The organism is Mycobacterium sp. ACS4331, assembly GCF_001667265.1.
GTDB lineage: Bacteria > Actinomycetota > Actinomycetes > Mycobacteriales > Mycobacteriaceae > Mycobacterium.
Window position 1 is genome coordinate 38,959 of the sequence record NZ_LZHW01000003.1, and the last position, 22,774, is coordinate 61,732.

Annotated in this window: 23 protein-coding genes; 12 read left to right on the forward strand and 11 right to left on the reverse strand. The window is 68.1% G+C overall.

Going from position 1 to position 22,774, the window contains the following annotated elements; all coding sequences use genetic code 11:
- The first annotated feature begins 32 nt into the window (after window positions 1–32).
- Window positions 33–1,142 carry a DUF6542 domain-containing protein gene (locus A5727_RS00470; protein ID WP_068242694.1) on the forward strand — a complete coding sequence of 370 codons (1,110 nt, stop codon included), beginning with the start codon at window positions 33–35 and terminating at the stop codon, window positions 1,140–1,142.
- An 83-nt stretch (window positions 1,143–1,225) separates the two neighbouring features.
- On the opposite strand, the gene A5727_RS00475 is transcribed toward A5727_RS00470, so the two are convergent.
- Window positions 1,226–2,101 carry a glycoside hydrolase family 16 protein gene (locus A5727_RS00475; RefSeq protein ID WP_068242776.1) on the reverse strand — a complete coding sequence of 292 codons (876 nt, stop codon included), beginning with the start codon at window positions 2,099–2,101 and terminating at the stop codon, window positions 1,226–1,228.
- Window positions 2,102–2,196: 95 nt separating this feature from the next.
- Window positions 2,197–3,198, reverse strand: coding sequence for a 4-hydroxy-3-methylbut-2-enyl diphosphate reductase (locus A5727_RS00480; protein ID WP_068242698.1), 1,002 nt, complete (start codon window positions 3,196–3,198; stop codon window positions 2,197–2,199).
- A gap of 64 nt (window positions 3,199–3,262) precedes the next feature.
- On the opposite strand from A5727_RS00480, the gene A5727_RS00485 reads away from it, so the two are divergent.
- The 7 genes from A5727_RS00485 (at window position 3,263) to A5727_RS00515 (ending at window position 9,863) form a co-directional block, all read left to right on the forward strand.
- Window positions 3,263–3,835, forward strand: coding sequence for a lipid droplet-associated protein (locus A5727_RS00485; protein WP_068242701.1), 573 nt, complete (start codon window positions 3,263–3,265; stop codon window positions 3,833–3,835).
- A complete protein-coding gene (gene xseA, locus A5727_RS00490; protein ID WP_082949504.1) occupies window positions 3,832–5,067 on the forward strand; it encodes an exodeoxyribonuclease VII large subunit in 1,236 nt (411 codons plus the stop codon). Before A5727_RS00485 ends, xseA begins: the two co-directional genes overlap by 4 nt.
- Window positions 5,060–5,290 carry an exodeoxyribonuclease VII small subunit gene (locus A5727_RS00495; protein ID WP_068242704.1) on the forward strand — a complete coding sequence of 77 codons (231 nt, stop codon included), beginning with the start codon at window positions 5,060–5,062 and terminating at the stop codon, window positions 5,288–5,290. Before xseA ends, A5727_RS00495 begins: the two co-directional genes overlap by 8 nt.
- A 72-nt stretch (window positions 5,291–5,362) precedes the next feature.
- Window positions 5,363–6,433 carry a 3-beta-hydroxysteroid dehydrogenase gene (locus tag A5727_RS00500; RefSeq protein ID WP_068242707.1) on the forward strand — a complete coding sequence of 357 codons (1,071 nt, stop codon included), beginning with the start codon at window positions 5,363–5,365 and terminating at the stop codon, window positions 6,431–6,433.
- A 388-nt stretch (window positions 6,434–6,821) separates the two neighbouring features.
- Entirely contained in the window at window positions 6,822–7,883 is a 1,062-nt protein-coding gene (locus A5727_RS00505; RefSeq protein ID WP_068242709.1) for an NAD-dependent epimerase/dehydratase family protein, read from the forward strand.
- Entirely contained in the window at window positions 7,880–8,647 is a 768-nt protein-coding gene (locus A5727_RS00510) for an SDR family NAD(P)-dependent oxidoreductase (RefSeq protein WP_068242712.1), read from the forward strand. The genes A5727_RS00505 and A5727_RS00510 overlap by 4 nt, the downstream gene beginning before the upstream one ends.
- A 22-nt stretch (window positions 8,648–8,669) precedes the next feature.
- Window positions 8,670–9,863: an AI-2E family transporter gene (locus tag A5727_RS00515; RefSeq protein ID WP_068242715.1), complete on the forward strand. Its 1,194-nt coding sequence runs from the start codon at window positions 8,670–8,672 to the stop codon at window positions 9,861–9,863.
- Here the strand turns inward: A5727_RS00515 and A5727_RS00520 are convergent.
- Both A5727_RS00520 and A5727_RS00525 read right to left on the reverse strand, forming a co-directional pair.
- A complete protein-coding gene (locus A5727_RS00520) occupies window positions 9,838–10,650 on the reverse strand; it encodes a dienelactone hydrolase family protein (RefSeq protein ID WP_068242717.1) in 813 nt (270 codons plus the stop codon). The two genes, A5727_RS00515 and A5727_RS00520, sit on opposite strands and share 26 nt — an antisense overlap.
- Before the next feature lie 17 nt (window positions 10,651–10,667).
- The gene (locus tag A5727_RS00525; protein WP_068242721.1) at window positions 10,668–11,339 is read right to left on the reverse strand and encodes a DUF4245 domain-containing protein; all 672 of its coding nucleotides are present in this window, start codon (window positions 11,337–11,339) and stop codon (window positions 10,668–10,670) included.
- A 54-nt stretch (window positions 11,340–11,393) separates the two neighbouring features.
- Here A5727_RS00525 and glpX point away from each other — a divergent pair, with 54 nt between their 5' ends.
- Window positions 11,394–12,446, forward strand: a complete 1,053-nt coding sequence (gene glpX / locus A5727_RS00530; RefSeq protein ID WP_068242724.1) for a class II fructose-bisphosphatase — start codon at window positions 11,394–11,396, stop codon at window positions 12,444–12,446.
- A gap of 30 nt (window positions 12,447–12,476) precedes the next feature.
- Window positions 12,477–13,883: a class II fumarate hydratase gene (locus A5727_RS00535; RefSeq protein WP_068242727.1), complete on the forward strand. Its 1,407-nt coding sequence runs from the start codon at window positions 12,477–12,479 to the stop codon at window positions 13,881–13,883.
- A gap of 106 nt (window positions 13,884–13,989) precedes the next feature.
- On the opposite strand, the gene A5727_RS00540 is transcribed toward A5727_RS00535, so the two are convergent.
- Together A5727_RS00540 and A5727_RS00545 are read right to left on the reverse strand one after the other, a co-directional pair.
- Window positions 13,990–15,063: a glycosyltransferase gene (locus A5727_RS00540; protein WP_082949506.1), complete on the reverse strand. Its 1,074-nt coding sequence runs from the start codon at window positions 15,061–15,063 to the stop codon at window positions 13,990–13,992.
- Window positions 15,063–15,641, reverse strand: a complete 579-nt coding sequence (locus A5727_RS00545) for a TetR/AcrR family transcriptional regulator (protein WP_082949507.1) — start codon at window positions 15,639–15,641, stop codon at window positions 15,063–15,065. The genes A5727_RS00540 and A5727_RS00545 overlap by 1 nt, the downstream gene beginning before the upstream one ends.
- Before the next feature lie 250 nt (window positions 15,642–15,891).
- Between A5727_RS00545 and A5727_RS00550 the strand changes: the two genes are divergently transcribed.
- Window positions 15,892–17,220 carry an MFS transporter gene (locus A5727_RS00550; protein WP_231991898.1) on the forward strand — a complete coding sequence of 443 codons (1,329 nt, stop codon included), beginning with the start codon at window positions 15,892–15,894 and terminating at the stop codon, window positions 17,218–17,220.
- On the opposite strand, the gene A5727_RS00555 is transcribed toward A5727_RS00550, so the two are convergent.
- The 3 genes from A5727_RS00555 to A5727_RS00565 are packed head-to-tail and all read right to left on the reverse strand — an operon-like array spanning window position 17,135 to window position 19,661.
- Complete coding sequence (locus A5727_RS00555) at window positions 17,135–17,488, reverse strand: DUF732 domain-containing protein (protein ID WP_068242735.1); 354 nt, start codon at window positions 17,486–17,488, stop codon at window positions 17,135–17,137. The two genes, A5727_RS00550 and A5727_RS00555, sit on opposite strands and share 86 nt — an antisense overlap.
- Before the next feature lie 40 nt (window positions 17,489–17,528).
- Window positions 17,529–18,767 carry a cation:proton antiporter domain-containing protein gene (locus A5727_RS00560; protein ID WP_068242738.1) on the reverse strand — a complete coding sequence of 413 codons (1,239 nt, stop codon included), beginning with the start codon at window positions 18,765–18,767 and terminating at the stop codon, window positions 17,529–17,531.
- A gap of 3 nt (window positions 18,768–18,770) precedes the next feature.
- Window positions 18,771–19,661, reverse strand: a complete 891-nt coding sequence (locus A5727_RS00565) for a polysaccharide deacetylase family protein (RefSeq protein WP_068242741.1) — start codon at window positions 19,659–19,661, stop codon at window positions 18,771–18,773.
- A gap of 195 nt (window positions 19,662–19,856) precedes the next feature.
- Between A5727_RS00565 and A5727_RS00570 the strand changes: the two genes are divergently transcribed.
- Complete coding sequence (locus tag A5727_RS00570) at window positions 19,857–20,102, forward strand: hypothetical protein (protein WP_068242745.1); 246 nt, start codon at window positions 19,857–19,859, stop codon at window positions 20,100–20,102.
- Window positions 20,103–20,184: 82 nt separating this feature from the next.
- Here the strand turns inward: A5727_RS00570 and phoH2 are convergent, their stop codons facing one another.
- Together phoH2 and A5727_RS00580 are read right to left on the reverse strand one after the other, a co-directional pair.
- Entirely contained in the window at window positions 20,185–21,507 is a 1,323-nt protein-coding gene (phoH2, locus tag A5727_RS00575; protein ID WP_502687642.1) for an RNA 5'-3' helicase PhoH2, read from the reverse strand.
- Between the two features lie 223 nt (window positions 21,508–21,730).
- Window positions 21,731–22,561, reverse strand: a complete 831-nt coding sequence (locus A5727_RS00580) for an acyl-ACP desaturase (protein WP_068242753.1) — start codon at window positions 22,559–22,561, stop codon at window positions 21,731–21,733.
- Window positions 22,562–22,774: the final 213 nt, after the last annotated feature.

Genomic DNA, 22,774 nt, shown 5'->3' on the forward strand with positions numbered 1-22,774 from the left:
GCCAGTCCAGCATCAGCCGGTACGGTCTACGTGTGTCAGCGCAGCGGGCGAGGTCGTCGGTACCCGCCGAACAACGCTCGGCGCACCCGAACATCGCCGGTGTGCCGTGGTGGGGGGCTGTCGTCATTGCCGTCGTGGGCACCGCCATAGGCTTTGCCTTCGACGCGGGGTCGGGCAATCGGGAACTCGGCGGCGTGTTCGCCGCGATGTACGTGATCGGCTGTGTGGCCGCCGTGCTCGCGGTACGCCAGGACGGCCTGTTCACCGCGGTGGTCCAGCCGCCGCTGATCCTGTTCGTGTCCGTTCCCACCACGTACTACCTGTTCCACCACGCCAACATCGACGGCCTCAAGGACATCCTGATCAACTGCGGTTATCCGCTGATCGAGCGATTCCTCCTGATGTTCACCACGTCGGTGATCGTGCTGCTGATCGGCATGGCCCGGTGGTACTTCGGCGCGGCGGCCAAGGCCGCCACCACCGCCGACCGCACGCCCGACGCGAAGGCCCCGGTGGCCGCCAAGGTCGCCGCCGGCGCGGGCCTGCTCGGGGTGGTGGCCGCGCTCAAGGCCCGGGTCGCCTCCTTCGCGGCCGCACGCGCCGCCGACGCCGAACCGCGCAAGCACGCCATCGACCGCGACACCGTCGCCGAACCGCCCCGCCGCCGCCCAGCCGCAAGGCGAACGCCACCGTCGAAGTCTCGGCACGTGCGTCCGCCCGCGGTCGACGGCTCCGAACCCGCGCGCCCGTCGCGTCGGCGTCCGACCCATGCCCGCGAGACCGACGACCTCGACGGTGGCCCCGCCCCGCGCCGGCGGGCGCCGCGCGAACCGGGACGGCGCACTCCCCCGCCGCCGGAAAGCCGCCGCGAACCGCGTCAGCCGCGGCCGCCGTATGAGCCCCGAGATTCGTATGACCGGTATGACCGGCCCCGTCCGCGGCCCGACCGGTATCCGCCCCTGGACGAGCCGTATCCACGCGACTCCTACGACTACGGCCCTCCGCCGCGCCGCCGGCCACCGGCGACCGGTGGCAGCACCCATCTGCCGTACTCGAACGTTCGCTATCGCGGCCCGTCAGCCGAGGACGACGACGCGCACCGGCAGTACCGGCGCGCACCGCGTCGCCACGCCCAGGACTAGGCGCCCCGGCCAGGAGGACAGGGCGCCCCGCCGCCGAGAGGACTCAGCTGCTCCGGCCGGGACATCGCACCGGGTCGGGGATCTCAGCCCTGGAAGACCCGGATCCAGTCGATCAACATCTCGGCGGGGTAGCTGCCCCCGGCCGGCTCACGGCCACCGGAACCGCCGATCGCGATGTTGAACACCGGCACCAGGGTGTAACCCGGATCGTTGAACGGCCAGTCCTGCAGGGAGTTGGCCGGAACCTCAAAGAAGGGCTCCATGCCGGGCTGGTAGTCCTTCCAGAAGTACATCCCCGCCGGCGTCCACGTCATCCGCCACCGGTGCCATGCGCTGTCGATTGGGTGTGGGTTGGTGGCGAACGACTCCCCGTCGAGCCGGGCGTGCACCGTCGTGCCCGACGGCCAGTCTCGGTTGCCGTACCACTCCACCAGGTCGATCTCGCCGCCGCGGACCGGATCGTCGTTGAGCAGCCAGAACGCGGGCCACGCTCCATCTGTCAGGCAGTTGAGCTTGATCCGCGCCTCCCAGGTGGTGCCGATCCCGCCTCGCCACAGGCCGACGACCTTGCCGCTGGCGTACTTCTCCTGGATTGTGGTGCCCGGCCCCCGCGTGGCCCGGATGACCAGATTCCCGTTGCCGTCCTGGAACACATGGTCCTGATCCGTGACGTACCGGCCCATGTTGAACGGCTTGTCCCACTCGTTCGGATTCCGGATGAGCTCACGCGCCGGCACGATGTGCCACCATGCCGGGTCCGGCGGTGCGCCGGCCGGACCGTTGAACTCGTCCTGGAAGATGAACGCCGGCGTGGCGGCGGCCGACGGCGGCGTCGGCCCTCCGGACGCCGACCCGGGAGGCCCGGGCGGGACTTCTGGTTCGGCACTGGCCATCCCGGCAGGCAGTGCTGTCGCTGCCACCCCCAGGCCCATCATGAACATCACACTGCGGCGATTGATCTCAGGCACTTCCACACAGTAAGGGGAGTGGCGCACGATACGCGCGATTTCATTGTTCAAAGGCCACCGGTGCGGCGCCCGCCGCCCCGTGCGGACTAGCGCCGCGCGGGCCGGATCTCGCGCGGCAGCGCGAACACCAACGTCTCGTTGGCGGTGGTCACGGGCTGAACGGTGTCGAACCCGAAGTCGGCGAGCCGCTCGAGCACTCCACGGACCAGAATCTCGGGCACCGAGGCACCAGAGGTGACGCCGACAGTGGTGACGCCGTCGAGCCATGTCGGGTCGATGTCCTCGGCGTAGTCCACCAGGTACGACGCATCCGAACCCGCGTTCAGCGCGACCTCGACCAACCGCACCGAGTTCGACGAGTTGCGCGACCCGACGACGATCACCAGTTCACACTCGGGCGCCATGGCCTTGACCGCGACCTGACGGTTCTGGGTGGCATAGCAGATGTCGTCACTGGGCGGATCCTGCAGCGTCGGGAAGCGCTCACGCAGGCGGCGGACCGTCTCCATGGTCTCGTCGACGCTCAGAGTGGTCTGAGACAGCCAGATCACCTTGTCCAGATCGCGCACCACGACGTCGTCCACCGCGTCGGGGCCGTCGACCAGCTGCACGTGATCGGGCGCCTCGCCGGCGGTGCCGACCACCTCCTCGTGGCCCTCGTGACCGATGAGCAGGATGTCGTAGTCGTCGCGCGCGAAGCGCTTGGCCTCGTTGTGCACCTTGGTGACCAGCGGGCACGTCGCGTCGATGACCTTGAGGTCGCGCTCAGCGGCGGACTGGTGCACCGTCGGTGCGACGCCGTGCGCGGAGAACACCACGATCGCGCCCTCGGGCACCTGGTCGGTCTCGTCGACGAAGATGGCGCCGGCCTTGGCCAGCGTCTCGACGACGTGGCGGTTGTGCACGATCTCGTGCCGCACGTACACCGGCGCGCCGTGCTTCTCGAGGGCCCGCTCCACGGTTTCCACCGCACGATCGACGCCGGCGCAGTATCCGCGGGGCTCGGCCAGCAGCACTCGCCTGCCCGTCGGGGGCGCGACCACCGCGCTGGTGGTTCCGGGAATGCCCATGTTGACAGTTGGCGGCATGACATCAGGTTACTTTCTCGGGCAACCTGCGGCGAATGCGCGAGCCGGAAGTAGTCTGGCAGCCATGTCTAGTGCTCCGTACGGTGTCCGGTTGCTGGTGGGGGTGGCCGCGACGGCGGTCGAGGAGACCCGAAAGCTGCCCCAGACGATCATGATGTACCCGATGACCGTGGCCAGCCAGGTCGCGCATCTGGTGATGAAGATGCAGCAGGACGTCGCCGACCTGGTGATCAAGGGTGACGCGACGTTGGAGACGCTCTTCCCGCCCAAGGACGAACAACCCGAGTGGGCGACCTTCGACGAGGACGAAGCCGACGCGGCGGGGGGCGACGCGGGCAGCGGCGAGCGGATGACCGAAGGCCGCTTCGCTCTGTACTCCGTGGACAGCGAGGACATCGAGGCCGCCTCGGCGCCTGCCGGTGGCGACGAAGCTCACAACGGCTCCGAGCTGAGCGCGCCCGCCGTGGCGGACCGGATCGACTACGGCTCGCTGACGCTGGCCCAGCTGCGGGCCCGGCTGCAGTCGCTGTCCGTCGACGAGCTCGGCGAGTTGTTGGCCTACGAGGAGGCCACGAAGGCCCGGGCACCGTTCCAGACGCTGCTGGCCAACAGGATCACCCGCGCCAGCGCCAAGTGAGCGAGCCGGCGCAGGCAGCGCAGGGCCAGTCGCCGGAGAACCCCTACCCGGTGCGTGCCGTGGCCATCCGGGTCGCGGGGTGGATCGACAAACTCGGCATGGTCTGGGTCGAGGGTCAGATCGCGCAGATGAACATCCGCTCGGGTTCGTCGACGGTGTTCATGGTGCTGCGCGACCCGGCCGCCGACATGTCGCTGACGCTGACATGTCCGCGTGACCTGGTCGCCTCGGCGCCGGTGAAGCTCACCGAGGGCACCCAGGTGGTGGTGCTCGGCAAACCGAACTTCTACACCGGTCGTGGGACGTTCTCGTTGCGGGTCAACGAGATTCGCGCGGTCGGCGTCGGCGAGCTGCTGGCCCGCATCGAGCGCCTGCGCCGCCTGCTGGAGGCCGAGGGGCTGTTCCATCCCCGGCTCAAACGTCCGCTGCCCTTCCTGCCCAACACCGTCGGTCTGATCACCGGACGCGCGAGCGCGGCCGAACACGACGTCACCTCGGTGGCCGCGGCGCGCTGGCCCGCGGTTCGGTTCGCCATCCGCAACACCGCGGTGCAGGGACCCAACGCGGTGGCGCAGATCGTCGAGGCACTGCGTGGACTCGACGCCGACCCCGACGTCGACGTCATCGTGCTGGCCCGCGGCGGCGGCAGTGTCGAGGACCTGCTGCCGTTCTCCGACGAGACGCTGTGCCGGGCGATCGCGGCGTGCACGACCCCCGTGGTCAGCGCGGTCGGTCACGAACCGGACAATCCGCTGTGCGACCTGGTCGCCGATCTGCGTGCCGCCACTCCCACCGATGCGGCCAAGCGCGTCGTGCCCGACACCGGCGCCGAACAGGCGCTCGTGGACGACCTGCGGCAGCGCAGCGCCCGCGCGCTGCGCAACTGGGTGTCCCGCGAGGAGCGTCACCTGACGCAGTTGCGCAGCCGCCCGGTCCTCGCCGAGCCGATGCGAATGCTGACCGCGCGCACCGATGAGGTGACGCGCGCGCGGGCGGCGATCCGCCGCGACATAACCCGGTTGATCACCGGCGAGACCGACCGGATCGGACATCTGCGGGCCCGGCTTTCGACGCTGGGTCCAGCCGCGACGTTGGCGCGCGGCTATGCGGTGGTCCAGGCCGGCTCGCGGGTGCTGCGGACGGTGGCCGATGCTCCGGCGGGCACCGAACTGCGGATCCGGGTCGCCGACGGCGCTGTGACGGCTGTAAGTCAGGGAGGTACAAGTGACTGACGTTGATGGAATCGATCCGACTAGAGATGTTAGTTCTGTGGGCTATGAGGACTGCCGCGACGAGCTGATCACCGTGGTGCAACTCCTCGAGCAGGGCGGACTCGACCTCGATGCGTCGCTGAACCTCTGGGAATACGGCGAGAGACTGGCGAAACGCTGCGAAGAGCACTTAGCTGGCGCCCGCAAGCGCGTCGAGGACGCACTGGCCGCCGAAGAGGACTGACCGGATCCGGCGGCCACCGAATTCTGCTTCGGCGGTTCAAACTAGAACACGTTTCAGGTAGCGTGGCCCAGCATGGGTGACTCAACGCTGACCACTGAACTGGGCCACGTGCTGGTCACGGGCGGTTCCGGCTTCGTCGGCGCCAACCTGGTGACCGAACTGCTCGACCGGGGCCATCGGGTGCGCTCCTTCGACCGCGCCCCCTCGCCACTGCCCGACCATCCACTGCTGGAGACGGTCGTCGGCGACATCACCGACACCGACCAGTTGGCCACCGTGGTCGACGGCATCGACACGATCTTCCACACCGCGGCGATCATCGACCTGATGGGCGGCGCGTCGGTCACCGAGGAGTACCGCCAGCGCAGCTACGCGGTCAACGTCGACGGGACCAAGAACCTGCTGTACGCGGCCCAGGCCGCCGGCGTCGCCCGCTTCGTCTACACCGCATCCAACAGCGTCGTGATGGGTGGTCAGCAGATCGTGGGCGGTGATGAAACCCTGCCCTACACAGAGCGATTCAACGACCTCTACACCGAAACCAAGGTGATCGCCGAGAAGTTCGTCCTCGGGCAGAACGGAGAGCACGGGGTCCTGACGTGTTCGATCCGGCCGTCGGGCATCTGGGGGAAAGGCGATCAGACGATGTTCCGCAAGGTCTTTGAGAGCGTGCACGCAGGCCACCTCAAGGTGCTGGTGGGCAGCCGCAAGGTCAAGCTCGACAACTCCTACGTGCACAACCTGATTCACGGATTCATCCTGGCCGCCGAGCATCTGGTGCCGGGCGGGACGGCGCCCGGTCAGGCCTACTTCATCAACGACGGCGAACCGATCAACATGTTCGAGTTCGCCCGACCCGTGATCCAGGCATGCGGTCAGCCGTGGCCCAAGTTCCGGGTGCCCGGCCGCCTGGTGTGGGTCGCGATGACGGTGTGGCAGTGGCTGCACTTCAAGTTCGGCCTGCCCAAGCCGCTGCTGGAACCGCTGGGCGTGGAACGGATCACCCGCAACAACTTCTTCTCGATCGACAAGGCTCGCCGCGACCTCGGCTACCAACCGCTGTTCACCACCGAACAGGCGCTGCAGGAGAGCCTGCCCTACTACAGGTCGCTGTTCGAGAAGATGAAGGCCGTCCCCGCCTGACCACGCCTCGGTTCTCGCCCATAACAACGTTTGGGTGAGAAAGTGCGAGTGAATGCCGCCATTCCGTCGATCTCGGCGGAGGATGAGAGGCATGCGATCACAATCCCGCGGCCAGTCCGATCACCAGTGCCGGTGCAACTGCAGTCGCTGCAAGAACGGTCAGCACTGCCACAACCTGGCGGCCGGCTGCCGCGCGCAGCACTGGTAGGGCCCGTCCCCTGCTCGCCCAAACGAACGTTTCGGCGACCAAGATCGAGTGACTCCCGCCGATACGCCGATCTCGGCGCGGCGGGGCGGAGCCCCGCGCATCCGGGGAACTCTGGTGTCTGCGCGTCCGGTACGCCAAGATGCCTAGAACACGTTCCACTTACACCCACAGGGGAGACGTATGACGGTACTGGTCACGGGGGCTTTCGGGCTGGTCGGTTCGGCGACGGTGAAGCGCCTGGCCGCCGACGGGCGCACGGTGGTGGCGACCGACTTGGACGTCCCGGCCAACCGCAAGGCCGCGGCGGCTCTGCCCGCAGGCGTCGAGGCGCGGTACGCCGACCTGACCGACGCGGCCGCCGTCGACAACCTCGTGACCGCGGTCAAACCCGAGGCCATCGTTCACCTGGCGGCGGTCATCCCGCCCTTCATCTACATGAACAAACCCCTGGCCCGCAGGGTCAACGTGGACGGCACGGCCAACCTGCTGCGCGCCGCCGAGAAGCAGTCCACCCCACCCCGGTTCGTATTGGCCTCCAGCATCGCGGTGTACGGGTCGCGCAATCCCCACACCGTCGAAGGGGTCCTCACGCCCGACACGCCGACCAATCCTGCCGACATCTACGGCGCCAACAAGGTCAAGGCCGAGAAGTTGGTCCGAGACGCCGATCTGGACTGGGTGATCCTGCGCCTCGGTGGTGTCCTGACCATTGACCTCGGCGCCTACCTCAAACTCGACAACGCCTATTTCGAGGGCCTGCTGCCCACCGACGGGCGGCTGCAGACCGTCGACGTCCGCGATGTCGCCTGGGCGTTCGGTGCGGCGACGACGGCCCCGGTGGTCGGCGAGACCCTGCTGATCGGCGGTGACGACACGCACCGGCACGTGCAGGGTGATGTCGCGTCGGCCATGGCCGCTGCCATGGGTCTGGTCGGTGGTGTGCCGGCCGGCCTGAAGGGCAACCCCGCCAGCGACGACGACTGGTTCAACACCGACTGGATGGATTCCAGCCGCGCCCAGGAAGTGCTTGGCCACCAGCACTATTCGTGGCCGGACATGCTGACCGAGACCGCCGAGAAGATGGGCTGGAAGCGACACCTGCTGCGGGCCGCCGCACCGCTGGCACATCAACTGCTCACCCGCCGGGCGCCCTATCACGGGACCGGGAGGATCTACGCCGATCCGTGGGGGGCGATCGCCGAGAAATGGGCTGACCCGCGGCCAGAGGCGGAAGACCTGTGAGCGCGCGGGCGGTGGTCATCGGGGCCGCCTCAGGCCTGGGTGCCGCCATCGCGACCACGCTCGCCGAGGACGGCTTCGACGTGGTGTTGGCCGACCGCAATCTCGAGGGGGCGCAGGCGGGCGCCGAGAAGCTGGGCGGCCCGCACACCGCGGCCGCGGTCGAAGTGACCGACGAGGAGTCGGTGCAGCGACTTTTCGCCGACGCCGCGGGCAGCGACGGCCTGGCCGCCGTGGTGAACTGCGCGGGGTTCAGCGGGTACGGCGTGATCAGCGATCTGGCGGTGGCCGATTTCCGCAGTGTCGTCGACGTCTGTCTGACGGGCGGTTTCGTTGTCATCAAACATGCCACGCCGTATCTGAGCGAGGGCAGCGTCATCGTGTCGCTGGCGTCGCTCAACGCCCGCCAACCGGCGATCGGGATGAGCGCCTACTGCGCGGCCAAGGCCGGTCTCGCGATGCTGACTCAGGTCGCGGCACTGGAATTGGGGTCGCGCGGCATTCGCGTCAACGCCGTGTCCCCCGGGTTCGTGCACACCCCGCTGACCGAGGGTGCCGCACTGGTGCCCGGGGTCGTCGAGGAATACGTCGAGAACACCGTCCTGGGCCGCACGGGAACTCCCCAGGACATCGCCGACGCCGTGTCCTTCCTGTGCTCGCCGAAGTCGTCCTGGATGACGGGCGAGGTCCTCGACATCAACGGCGGCGCACATCTCAAGCGCTACCCCGACATTCAGACCCACATCATGAAGCTCGCCGAGACATGACCAACCCCTAGGATCGGCCACCATGCTCGCAGAATTCACGCCGACCCAGAAGCGCGCGCTGGCCGTCCTGACGATCATCGCGCTGGCGTTCGGTGCGTATTTTCTGCGCACCTATCTGATCCTGATCGCGGTCGCCGCGGTGCTGGCCTATCTGTTCACCCCGCTGTACAACCGCGTGCGCACCAAGTTGAACGTCGGCCTGTCGGCCACCGTGACACTGCTGGCCGCGATCGCGACCGTGGCAATTCCGTTGTCCGGCGTGGTCTTTCTCGCGGTGCTGCAGATCAGTCAGATGGTCACCGGGATCAGTCACTGGGTGCAGAACACCGATCTGACCGCACTCGGCCATCGCCTGCTGGCCTCGGTCAACGACCTGCTGTCCCGTGTTCCGTTCGTGGACACCACACTGACGCCACAGTCGGTGCGCGAGACCATCGCCAAGGTCGGCCAGAGTGCGGGCGAGTTCGCACTGCACGTCGCGCGCGACTCAGTCGGCAGCATCGCGACGATCGTCACCTCGGCCATCATCTTCCTGTACGTGTTCCTGGCGCTGATCGTCAACGGCCCGAAGGTTCTGGAACTGTTTCGGGATCTGAATCCGTTGGGGCACGAGGTTTCCGACATCTACCTCGCCAAGGTCGGCGCGATGGTGGGTGCGACGGTGCGGGGTCAGTTCATCATCGCGGTGTGCCAGGGCGTGGCGGGGGCGGTGTCGATCTACATCGGGGGCATCCACGACGCGTTCTTCATGTTCGTGATCTTCCTGACCGCGCTGTCGTTCATCCCACTGGGCAGCGGCATCGTGACGATCCCCCTGGGCATCGGGATGGCCCTGTTCGGCAACGTGGTCGGCGGCGTCTTCGTGGTGGCGTTCCACGTCATCGTGGTCACCAGCATCGACAACGTGCTGCGGCCGTTCCTGGTGCCCAAGAGCGCGCACCTGAACCCGGCGCTGATGCTTTTGGCGGTGTTCGCCGGGTTGGGCATGTTCGGCTTCTGGGGCATCGTGTTGGGCCCGGTCCTGATGATCATCATCGTGACGACCATCAGCGTGTACCTGGCGGTCTACAAGGACGCTCCACTGGACTCCCTGGTCGGCCCGGATCCCGCCGACGAGCCCAAGAAGGCGAAGTGGCGCTGGCCCTGGCAGCGGGTCAAACAGTCGGCGACGACGCCGACCAGCCCGGACCCTACTGAACAGCCAGCGCAGACCTGAGGAACTCCACGACCCGCTTGCGGGCCTCGTAGGCGGGGTGCCCGTCGACTTCTCTGACCTGATCGGTGAGCACCGAGTGCGCCATCCGGTTGAAGCCGTCGGGGTTGCCGGGGCCCGAATTGATCTCGATGACTTCGAATGCGTCACCGAGGCGCTGTTTGAGGGTGGCGAACCGCGCGCAGGGAGACATCGGGTCCGCACTGAAACGCAGACCCAGGGCGCACAGCCCCTCGTCGGCGGCACGCTTCTCGACGATCCGGAGCTCCTCGTCGGAGACCCCCGGATCACGGCGCTGCGCCGGGGTCAGGGGCAACGGCAGCGACGGTTGGCTGAGCACCGGCGCGAGCACCGCGTCGTCGACCGCGGCCGCCAGCGCGAACCCGCCGGAGAAACACTGCCCGATCACCCCGACGCCCTTCCCGGGTGTCCTGTCGTTGAGGTCGCGCGCCAGGGCCCGCAGGAAATCGGCGACCGGACGCTTCTTGTTGGTGGCGAACGCGGCGAACTCCTTGGCCACGCAGCCCCGTGCCAGGGTGGCGACCGCGGACGGGCCGATCGCCGCCCCCGGCGTCCCGTACAGCGACGGTGACACCACCGTGAAGCCGTTGTCGACCAGGTGATTGCCGAGCGCCAGGACACCGGGATGGATGCCGGGCATCTCCGGGATCAGGACGACGCCGGGGCCGGGAACCTCCGGGCTCCTGCGGTACACGTCGTGCGTATAGCCGCCGCCGGTGAACGATTCACACGTCCACCCGGTCAGGTCCGCCTCCGGAGCTTCGCCCACGTTTCCCCCTCGTCAGGTCAGGACCGCTTGGCCGGAAGCGGCTCCTGGGACTGTGTCGCTCTGGCCAGCGTACGGAACTCGTCGGTGCTTCCGGCACCTGTGATGGCCAATTGGGTCTCACCGATTCTGGTGGTCCAGACCGGTTCGTCGCGCTCACCGCCGTCGTAGACGACCCAGCGGACGCCGTCGACGTCCTCGACACCGGTGGGAGCGACGTCGGGGTGGATCGAGCGGACGAGCTTGTCCTCGTCGGCGTTGCTCTGGGTCAGGCTCAGGTACATGCCGCTGCCGGTGATGTAGCCGACCGTCGAGACCAGGGCCCGCGTCGGCTGCCCCGTCGCGGGATCGGTGCGGGCGCCGTCGAGCCCGTCGCGGCGACCCGAGTTGGCCTGCCAGTCGTCGGGGACGGCAGGCAGCCGGATCGGGAAGCCCAGCGTCTCGGCATCGGAGCCCAGCGCGCCGACCGCGTCGTAGCTGGGCACCTGCCCGGCCTTGGGTCCGTTGGGCTGGAACGAGCACATGCCGACCAGCCCGGCCAAGACGATGCACGCCGCGATCAGCGGGGCGATGGACCAGAACATGTCCCGGCCGTCCTGCAGCACCCGGGGCTTTGCCGGTTTGGGCGCCGGTCCTTCGCTGGAGGCCGCGACGGGCGGGTGGTCGGACGGCTCCTGCGACTGCGTGCTCACCAGACCAGTATCCCAGCTGCCGATGACCGACCCGCTTCTGGGACAATCCTGCACATGAGTGACGGTGTCGTCGACCCTGCCCAGACCAAGCGCCGCGAGGCCCCTGACCGCAACCTGGCTCTCGAACTCGTTCGAGTCACCGAGGCCGGCGCCATGGCCGCCGGCCGCTGGGTCGGTCGTGGCGACAAAGAGGGTGGCGATGGCGCCGCCGTCGACGCCATGCGCGAACTGGTGAACTCGGTGTCGATGAAGGGTGTCGTCGTCATCGGCGAGGGCGAGAAGGACAACGCCCCGATGCTCTACAACGGCGAAGAGGTCGGCAACGGCGACGGTCCGGAATGCGACTTCGCCGTCGACCCGGTGGACGGCACCACCCTGATGAGCAAGGGCATGCCCAACGCCATCTCGGTGCTGGCCGTCGCCGAGCGCGGCGCCATGTTCGACCCCTCGGCAGTGTTCTACATGAACAAGATCGCCGGCGGACCCGACGTCGCGGACTTCATCGACATCACCTCGCCGATCGCGGCGAACATCCAGCGCATCGCCAAGGTCCGCAAGGCCTCGGTCTCGGATGTGACGGTCTGCATCCTCGATCGCCCCCGCCACGCGAAGCTGATGGAAGAGGTGCGCTCGGCCGGCGCCCGCATCCGGCTGATCTCCGACGGTGACGTCGCCGGCGCCATCTCGGCGTGCCGGCCCGAGTCCGGCACCGATCTGCTGGTCGGCATCGGCGGGACCCCCGAGGGCATCATCGCCGCGGCCGCCATCCGCTGTATGGGCGGCGAGATCCAGGCGACCCTGGCGCCCACCGACGACGACGAGCGCCAGCGCGCCATCGACCGCGGCTACGACCTGGATCGGGTGCTGACCACCAAGGACCTGGTGTCCGGTGAGAACGTGTTCTTCTGCGCCACCGGCGTCACCGACGGCGACCTGCTCAAGGGGGTCCGCTACTTCGGCGGCGGCTGCACCACCCAGTCGATCGTGATGCGGTCGAAGTCCGGCACGGTCCGGATGATCGAGGCCTACCACCGGCTGTCCAAGCTGAACGAGTACTCGGCGGTGAACTTCACCGGCGACAGCTCGGCCGCCTATCCCCTGCCGTAACCACCCCGCACACCAACGAAGAGGAAGCCAATGGCCGACAACGAGGTCGAATACCGCATCGAGCACGACACCATGGGCGAGGTCCGGGTGCCCAAGAACGCGCTGTGGCGGGCGCAGACCCAGCGCGCCGTGGAGAACTTCCCGATCTCGGGCCGCGGCTTGGAGCGCACCCAGATCCGGGCCCTCGGCCTGCTGAAGGGCGCGTGCGCGCAGGTCAACAAGGACCTCGGTCTGCTGTCCGCTGAGAAGGCCGACGCGATCATCGCCGCGGCCGCCGAGATCGCCGACGGCAAGCACGACGACCAGTTCCCGATCGACGTCTTCCAGACCGGTTCGGGCACCAGCTCGAACATGAACACCAACGAGGTCATCGCGTCGATCGCGGCGGCCAACGGTGTGACCGTGCACCCCAACGACGACGTGAACATGTCGCAGTCGTCGAACGACACCTTCCCGACGGCGACCCACATCGCCGCCACCGAAGCCGCCGTGCGCCAGCTGATCCCGGCCCTCGAGGTGCTGCACGAGTCGCTGGCCGCCAAGGCCCGGCAGTGGAAGACCGTCGTCAAGTCCGGCCGGACCCACCTGATGGACGCCGTGCCGGTGACGCTGGGCCAGGAGTTCGGCGGCTACGCCCGTCAGATCGAGGCCGGCATCGAGCGGGTGCGTGCGACCCTGCCCCGTCTGGGCGAACTCGCGATCGGCGGCACGGCCGTCGGTACGGGCCTCAACGCGCCCGACGGGTTCGGCCCCAAGGTCGTCGAGGTGCTCAAGGCGCAGACCGGCGTTGCTGAACTGCAGACCGCGGTCGACTCGTTCGAGGCCCAGGCGGCCCGCGACGGCCTGGTCGAGGCGTCCGGTGCGCTCAAGACCATCGCGGTGTCGCTGACCAAGATCGCCAACGACATCCGCTGGATGGGGTCGGGCCCGCTGACCGGCCTGGGCGAGATCCAGCTGCCCGACCTGCAGCCCGGCAGCTCGATCATGCCCGGCAAGGTCAACCCGGTGATCCCGGAGGCCGTCACTCAGGTCGCCGCGCAGGTGATCGGGAATGACGCCGCCGTCGCGGTCGGCGGCCTGTCCGGCGCCTTCGAGCTCAACGTCTACATCCCGATGATGGCCCGCAATGTGCTCGAGTCGTTCACGCTGCTGGCCAACGTGTCGAAGCTGTTCGCGGCCAAGTGCATCGACGGCCTGGTGGCCAACGAGGAGCACCTGCGCGAGCTGGCCGAGTCCTCGCCGTCGATCGTGACGCCGCTGAACTCGGCGATCGGCTACGAGGAGGCCGCCAAGGTGGCCAAGCAGGCGCTGGCCGAGAAGAAGACCATCCGTCAGACGGTCATCGACCGCGGGCTGATCGGCGACAAGCTGTCCGAGGCCGAGTTGGACAAGCGCCTCGACGTGCTCGCGATGGCCAAGGTGCGCGACGGCGAGTGAGCGCTTGCGCGAACGAGCCCGGAGCGTAACGGACACCTCGGCGAGTAGTTCTTCAGATTTCGGCGCGGTTGCCGGCGGTGAGCGCCGGGAACCGCGCCGATCTCGTTCATAAGAGGGACGCCGCGACCTCGGCCCCGTCGCGACGGCGGATGTCGTCTCCGAGACGCTCTGCGGCACGCCGATAACTGCCGTCTCCGAGCACCGTTTCCACCGCGGACCGGATGCGCTTCACCCCAGCGTGTTTGCCCAGCAGCAGGCCCGCGCCGGCATCGCGCAGTGCCGCGCCCACGGTCTTCTGATCGATGAACGGATTGGCCGGAAGCACGATCTGCGGGACCGAGAAGGACAGCGCTCGCATCGCGGTGCTGTGCCCTCCGTGCCCGATCACCAGCGATGCCGTGGACAGCACCTCGTCGTGGTCGAGCCAGGAGTGGAGGTCGGCGTTGGCCGGCACCCGGATCCCCCGCGCGTCGATGCTGGGCCCGACCGTCACCGTGGCGTCCAGCGGTAGCGGCGCCACGGCATCCAGGATGCGCTGCAACATCCGCTCCTGCCCCGCGAAAGCGTTGGTGCTCAGGCTGATCAGCACATGGGGCCGGACCGATGGTGTCGACTCTCGGGGCTGCCCCTGCCACACGACGCCGGTGTGACACAACGACGGCGCTCCTCGCACCGGGTCCAGATCGGCACGCGCCGAGACTATCTGCAGGACATCGTGGTGTTGTGCGGCCAACGGATCGACACCCCGCATCCGCAGCGCCCATCCGGCCGGACCGGCGGCCAGATCCTGCATCGCACGATAGAAACAGTGCACGAAAATCACTGTGCGAAGACCCGATTCGATGACGTCGGCGGTGGCGGCCACCAGCACCGTGTCGACCACCACGACGTCGGCACCGTGACGGCGCGCGGCGTCAATGACGCATCCCCCGATCTGGCGGTCGGCGGCCACCCGGACGAAGTCGGCCATCATCGCCGCCAACGGTCGTCGCACTGTCGGGTCGAAATGCCCTCCCGCGGTGAATGGTTCGAACGGGAAGCCAGCGGCCTCGACGCGCTCACCGAGTCCGCGATGGCCGATCACAGCGACGTCGCCCCCGCGACGCCGGAGCGCGGCCGCCACCGCCAACTGCGGCGGCACGTTGCCGCCGCCGTCGAACATCGCGAACAGCGCTCTCATCAGGTCGTCCCGGTCAGTGCCTCGGTCATCAACGACATCCGGTCGAAGACCTCCTCGTCGCTCAGTCCACGATCGCGGCGGAGCAGCTTCCAGCAGTACACGTCCGTGACGACCACCAGCGCGTCCAGCAGATGTTCACGGACCGCCACGTCGTCGGGCAGCGCGTTGCCGAAGACGTCTTCGACCCACTCACGGTGCGCCCGCCGACCGGCGCTGGTCATGCGCTCGGCCCGCGGGTCCGCCTCCTGTGCCAGCGCCGCCAAGACCATGTCCCCCCTGCGCTCGTAGTGCGCGATCAATACGCGCAGTGCGGCCGAGGGGTCACCTGGCGGTGGCGTCCGCTCGGCCATCACCTCGTCGCATACCTGAGCCCACGCCGCATCGATCAGCGCCTCACGGGTACCGAAATGCCGCAGCACGGTCTTGACGGTCACGCCTGCGCGTTGAGCGACCGCGGGCAGGGTGATCTCGAACGACCGTTCCGCCATGAATATGTCGATCGCAGCCCTCAGGATCGCGTCGCGCGTGGCGTCCTTGGCCCGCTGACGCTCCCGCATGACATAGGAACGCGTTTTCATGTCCAGGACAAGGTACGCCAAATATCGATTTGACGTCAATAGCGAGGGACTTCAATTGGACCCGGAATGGCCCCGTATGGACTTACATGCCCCGCCTGGGCGACAAGAATTACGTGACAACTGTGACCCTCCCTGCCCTCGGCAGGAGGGCCGCAGTTGTTCGCGAGCAAGCACATTCAGTGGTCCGCGCACCGCTAAGCTCTGCCAGAACGGGTGACCATCTCGTGAGGAGGCAGGCATCGCCACGCATGTGACACCGCGCCGGGCCGCGGTCGCGAGCTTCGTCGGCACGACGGTCGAGTTCTACGACTTCCTCATCTATGGCACCGCCGCGGCACTGGTCTTCCCGAAGCTGTTCTTCCCCGGGACTTCCCCCACCACGGGAATGCTGCTGTCGTTCGCGACCTTCGGCGTCGGCTTCGTCGCCCGACCCTTGGGCGGGATTGTGTTCGGGCACTTCGGCGACCGCGTCGGCCGCAAACGCATGTTGGTGTACTCGCTGCTGCTGATGGGTGGCTCCACGGTCGCGATGGGACTGCTGCCCACCTACGCCCAGATCGGCCTCGCGGCACCGCTTCTGCTGACCGCGCTGCGCCTCCTTCAGGGCTTCGCGGTGGGTGGTGAATGGGGCGGTGCCACCCTGATGGCCGTCGAGCACGCCCCGTCGGGTCGCAAGGGGTTCTACGGCGCCTTCCCGCAGATGGGTGCGCCCGCTGGGACCGCACTCGCCACGCTCGCGTTCTACGCGGTGTCCCTGCTCGACGACGCGGCGTTCCTCAGCTGGGGGTGGCGCATCCCGTTTCTGGCCAGCGTCGCGCTCATCGCGATCGGTCTGGTGATCCGACTTTCCCTGACCGAGAGCCCAGAATTCACTGCAGTGCAACAGCACTCGGCGGTGGTGCGGGTTCCCTTCACCGAGGCCTTCCGCAGGCACTGGAGGCAGATCCTGCTGGTGGCCGGCGCGTACCTGTCCCAGGGGGTGTTCGCCTACATCTGCGTGGCCTACCTGGTGTCGTACGCCACCAGCGTCGCTGGGATCGACCGCGCCGACGCGTTGTTCGGCGTCTTCGTGGCGGCCGTCGTCGCGGTGTGCACCTACCCGCTGTTCGGATCCCTTGCCGACCGGATCGGGCGCAAGCCGGTGTTCCTCATGGGCGTGCTGGCGATGGGGATGGCCACGCTGCCGACCTTCGCCCTGATCAACACGGGCGAGGCGGTCTGGTTCCTGGTGGCCCTGGTGCTGGTGTTCGGCCTGGCGATGGCACCGGCCGCGGGCGTCACCGGATCACTGTTCGCGTTGGTGTTCGACACCGACGTCCGCTACACCGCGGTGTCGGTCGGCTACACCCTGTCGCAGGTGTTGGGCGCGGCCTTCGCGCCGACGATCGCAGTGGCGCTGTACAACTCGACTTCGACCAGCAATTCGATCGCCGCCTACCTGATCGTGGTGTCGATCATCTCGGCGCTGTCGGTGGTGTTCCTGCCCGGTCCGCTCAGGTGGTGGGGCGGTACCCGTCTCCCACGGACTGCCGAAGCTGCCACGTCTGCGCCGGACACAGCTCCTGAGCCGACTGGCTGAGCAGATACGACACCTTGTACTCGTCGGGGCCGAAGTCCGCCTTGATCTGATCGGCCATCGACACGTAACTGTCGCCGCGGGCGATGCGATCACACAGCGCGTAGCCGTAGTCGAGTGCGGCCTGCGCGTTCGGGAAGTTGTAGCCGGGGCCCGTGGTCACGTTGATGATGTAGCCCAACTGGTCGGCCTGCGCGGACGGCGCCAGACCGATCGCTGCGGCGGCCGCCGCCGTCAGCACGCCACCGAGGACCGATTTACGTGATCGCATAATCTGCAGAGCATAGAGCAGGCCGCTCGCGGCCAGCGCCCTAATGCACCGTCTCCGAGCGGTGCTGGACACTCACCCGGTCCCGCGCCACGAAGCGGATCCCGAACGGAGTGGTCAGGCTGTGCAGAACCAGGCTCATCGTCACGACCACCACGACGACCTCAGCGATGACGTCCTCATGCTGGATGTCGCCGCTGTTGAGCACCAGCAGACCCAGCACCAGTGTGCCGATGCCGCGTGGACCGAACCACCCCATGAACAGCCGACTGCGGATCGGCACGTCGGTGCGCAGCAGACCGATGCCCACCGCGGTCATCCGCACCACCAGCAGTGCCAGCACCGCGAACGCGACGACTCGCCAGTCGGCTTCGCGCCATGCCGCCACCACGACCGTCGCCCCGAGCAGCGCGAACACCAGCAGTTCGAGCAGTTCGGCGGCCGCGTGGGTGACCTGTGCCGGCATCGCGGTCCTGGTGCGGTGTGCGATCACCGAGAACACCAGGCCGCCGGCGAAGGCCGACACGAACCCGCTGGCATGCACCGACTCGCCGGCCTGGAAACACAGCAGCGCCACGGCCAGCATGGCCAGCTGTGACCAGGTGTCACTCATCCACCCGCGTCGCATCGACGCGGTGATCGCCCATGCACCGGCCAGGCCCACCACCAGACCGATCGCCACCGAGAGCACCTCGGTGCGCACGGCGAACCAGATCCAGTCCGCCGCGGGTGTCGAACTCTGCCGGGTGGCCCGCTCCGAGGCCACCGCCAGCGCCGCCAGCAGCGCCGCGAGCGCGAAGCCGTCGTAGAAACCGGACTCCGTCGACAGCGCGTGCCGGACCCGTTCTGGGATCCGGGTGTCGTCGAGCAGGGCCTCGATCAGCGCGACCTCGGTGGGCGCGACGATCGCGGCCAGACACACCGCCTCCCACAGCGGCAGTACCGGCAGCAGCACCAGCGCGGTGATCGTGCCCAGCACCAGGGTCATGGGAATGCCGATCACCAGCAGGCGGAAGGTGATCCGCCCGCGGCGCATCGCCCCGGCGACGTCCAGGTCGGAGGCCTGATTGAACAGGATCACCGTGAGCGCCAACTGCGCCAGGACGGTGAAGGACGCGGTGTCCTCGGACAGCTGCAGCAGCCCTAACCCGGACTGCCCCAAGACGATTCCCAGCAGCAGAAAGATCAGGGCCGGAGCGACGTACCACCGCTTGACCACGGCGGAGACCACGGCGTAGCCCAGCACCATCGCAGTGAGCACCAGCGCGGTTGTGGTGTGCATGGGCTAGGCCCCGTTGTTGGGTCCGCCGGAGTTGGCGCCGGGAATGTCGGTGATCGGGAAGTTCGGCATCGGCGCCGGCGACGGCGTATTGGGCAGCGTCGGGATCTCGCTGGCCGGGATGTCCCGCAGTTCGTTGACCGGCGGGCCGTTCTCCCGGCTGCCGTAGGCGCTGCCCGGTTCGCGGGGTCCGAGCATCTGGCTCACCGTCACCAGGTGATAGCCGTTGGCTTTGAGCACCGGGATGAACTGCTGCACGAGGTCCACGGTGGACGAATAGGTGTCATGGAACAGCACCACCGAGTTCGGCTTGATCTGCGTCATCAGCATGTAGCGCGTGGCGGCGGTGTCGGAGTCGTTGGCCCAGTCGAAGGGGATGACGTCCCAGTTGATGTCGGCCAGGCCCTGTCGCTTGGCCTCGGCCAGCACGGTGTCGTTGATCAGGCCGCCGGCGGTGCGCACCAGGCGCGGACGCTGCCCGGTGGCCTGTTCGATCGCGTCGTTGGCCCGGCTGAACTGCGCCGGGATCTCCTCGACGGGGATCGTGGTCATGTTCGGGTGTTCCCAGGTGTGACTTCCGATCTCCATGCCCGCCTCGGCGATGCGCCGGGCGCCGTCCGGGTTGGCCGCGACCTTGTTGCCGATCAGGAAGAACGTCGCGGTCGCGTCGTTGTCCTTGAGGATCTGGAGAAGACGGTCCGTGTAGGGGCCGGGTCCGTCGTCGAACGTGAACGCGACGCACTTGACGTCGCTGCAGTCGACCTCAGCGGCGGCCTCCGCCGGCGTGTCGACCTTCACGTCGCCCGTGCAGGCCCCGACCGCCACCACCAGCGCTGCAGCGCACGCGCCGACGACCGTGCGCCAGTAGGACCAGCGGACGGTGTCGGGACGACACATGCCAGGCACGCTGGCAGCCTACCGGCGGCGACTCCCGGATCCCGTGCAGCGGTGTCCCCCGATCGGGGGACCCTCGATTCATCCCATCGCTCCCCTGCCCGCCCGACAGACATCACCCGGCGCCGTCGGCAGACTCATAACCAACGCCGGAGCACCCGCCCCAGAGCGAAAAGAACTGAGACACAAGGAGTCACCATGAACGCCATCTCCCGCCGCATCGCCGCCGCCACCGCCCTGGTCGCCGCCCCCGTCCTGATCGCCCTCGGCGCGGCCAGCACCGCGAACGCCCAGGCGCCCGTCACCGGCGGACAGTCGATCAGCGCCTCGGTGCAGCAGTTCGGCCCGATGCCCGAGCGCGCCGGCCGCAGCGCCCACAGCAGCATCCACCACCGCGAGAACCGGCCGATCCACCAGAACGCGATGACCAGCTCCGCCCGGTGATCCCGGCCCCGCTCACCCACCCCAGGCCGCGGTGACTGCGACAAGATTCGCGGTCACCGCGGCCTCGTCGTGTGGGCGACGATCAGGGCAGCGCGCCGGGGCTGATCTCCTCGAGCATCTCGGTCACCAGCGCCGCGATGGGTGAACGCTCGCTGCGCAGCAGCGTGATGTGGGCGAACAGCGGATGACCCTTGAGCTTCTCGATCACCGCCGCGACACCGTCGTGCCGTCCGACCCGCAGGTTGTCCCGCTGCGCCACGTCGTGGGTCAGCACCACGCGCGAACCCGTACCCAGCCGTGAGAGCACCGTGAGCAGGACGTTGCGCTCCAGCGACTGCGCCTCGTCGACGATCACGAAGGAGTCATGCAGGGACCTGCCCCGGATGTGGGTCAGCGGCAGCACCTCGAGCATCCCGCGAGACAGGACCTCCTCGAGGACGGCCGGACTGGCCAGCCCCTCCAGGGTGTCGAAGACGGCCTGGGCCCAGGGCCCCATCTTGTCGCTCTCACTGCCCGGCAGGTAACCCAGATCCTGGCCCCCGACGGCGTACAGGGGCCGGAACACCACAACTTTGCGCTGCGTGCGCCGTTCCAGTACCGCCTCCAGGCCCGCACACAATGCCAGCGCCGACTTGCCGGTGCCGGCCTTGCCGCCCAGCGACACGATGCCGACCGACTCGTCTAGCAGCAGATCCAGTGCGACGCGCTGTTCGGCGGACCTTCCCCGGAGGCCGAACACTTCGCGATCCCCACGGACCAGTTGCACGCGCTTCTCGGCGTTGACCCGGCCCAGCGCATGTGAGCTGCCGCCGAGCAGCCGAACACCGGTGTGGCAGGGCAGATCCCGCGCCGCCTGCAGGTCGATCTCACCCTCGTCGAAGAGCAGGTCGACGTCCTCGGAGGCGACGTCGAGTTCGGCCATTCCGGTCCAGCCCGAGGTCACGACATCCTGGGCGCGGTACTCGTCGGCGGGCAGACCGACCGCGCCCGCCTTGACCCGCAGCGGAATGTCCTTGCTCACCAACGTGACTCGCCTGCCCTCGGCGGCGAGGTTCGCGGCGCAGGTCAGGATCCGGGCATCGTTGGTCTCGGTGCGGAACCCGGCGGGCAGCACCGAGGGATCGCTGTGGTTGAGCTCAACCTGCAGCGTACCGCCTTCTGCCCCAACGGGAATGGGTAGATCGAGGCGTCCGTGCTCCAGCCGGAGATCATCGAACATGCGCAGCGCCTGCCGCGCGAACCAGCCGAGCTCGTGATGGTGTCGCTTGGCCTCCAACTCGCTGATCACCACTAGCGGGACGACGACCTCGTGTTCGGCGAACCGGGTGCATGCCCACGGGTCGGACAGCAGAACCGATGTGTCCAGCACATAGGTCCGCTTTCCGTTCTCGATCTGGCCCGGCACCTGGTTTGAGAAAGCCGATGGCGAATCAGTCACGTGGCGCTCCTCGACCCCGCGCGGCCCCGCGGAGGAATGTCAGCGGGCGCAGCGGCATCAGGACCGGGGCCGGTCCTGCCGTAGTCGCTACGGGAGATACCGCCCGGACAGCAGAGCATGTCGCTAGCCATCGATTGTGACGCTACTCCCGCAACATCATTCGTGCTGCGCAGGCGCGCCGCGCCGCGAGTTACGCGGAGATGAACTCGCGTAACTCCGGCCGCTCGGCCAGGCCGAATGCGGCGATCTCCTCGGAGATCACGGCCTTCAGCTGCTCGGGCCCGAAGATGCCCGCCTCGGCGACGTTGGCCACCTTCTGCGGGTAGGCGTCGATGTCGGCGCCAGGAACCTGCAGTTCAGCGGCACGCCGCGCGACGGCGGCGATGGTCTCTGCCTCGTCGTAGTCGACGCACCAGCGGACCAGGTTGCGGAAGAACAGTTCGTGCCGTTCCTCGTCGACGGCGATGCGCTCGATGAGCGAACGCAGCACCGGTTCCTCGATCTGCTCGGCGAGGCGGCGGCAGAAGACCGCGAAGCTCTTCTCGAAGAAGGACATGAACACCAGCGTCTCGATCTGGGTGTAGTCGCTGGCCCGGTAGCCCTTGTTCATGACGTGGTCGACGCGGACGTCCTCGTTGGCCGTGGGATCGAAGTTGCGGGTGACCACGAGGTAGTTGCGCAGCACGATCGCGTGCAGATGCTCCTCGGCGGTCCAGCGACCGATGAAGCGGCCCCACTTCCAGTCCAGGATGAAGTGCTCGACGATCTCGCGGTGATAGCCGGCGAGGTTGTCCTTGGTGATCTGGAGAATCTCCAGCGCATCGACGACAGGCTGCGGCAGGGTCTGCTGCGACGGGTCCCAGTCCCGGCCGCCCAGGAAGGCGAAGTTCTCACCCTGGTCGAACGGGACGTAGTCGTGCGCGAACCACTCTTCGGCGGTGTCGAGGTGGCGCTGCAGATTCTCGGCGACCACGGGCTCGAGTTCCAGCGTCAGCGCGTTGGCAATGGGGAATTCAGCCATGAAACTAACTGTAACCCGGGTTCACACGTTCCTTGAAATCGGGTCCGGGGTGTCGCGGCATTGGTGACCAAAGTCCCACCCAGGTCGCGGGCGCCCCCCGCGGTTGGGGGTGGGAACGACCCCCCCCAAAAACCAACCCCACGTGAAGGGGGGGGGGGGGTGGGAGGGGGCGGGCGCGGGGGGGCCGGGGGGGGGGGGGGGGGGGGGGGCGGG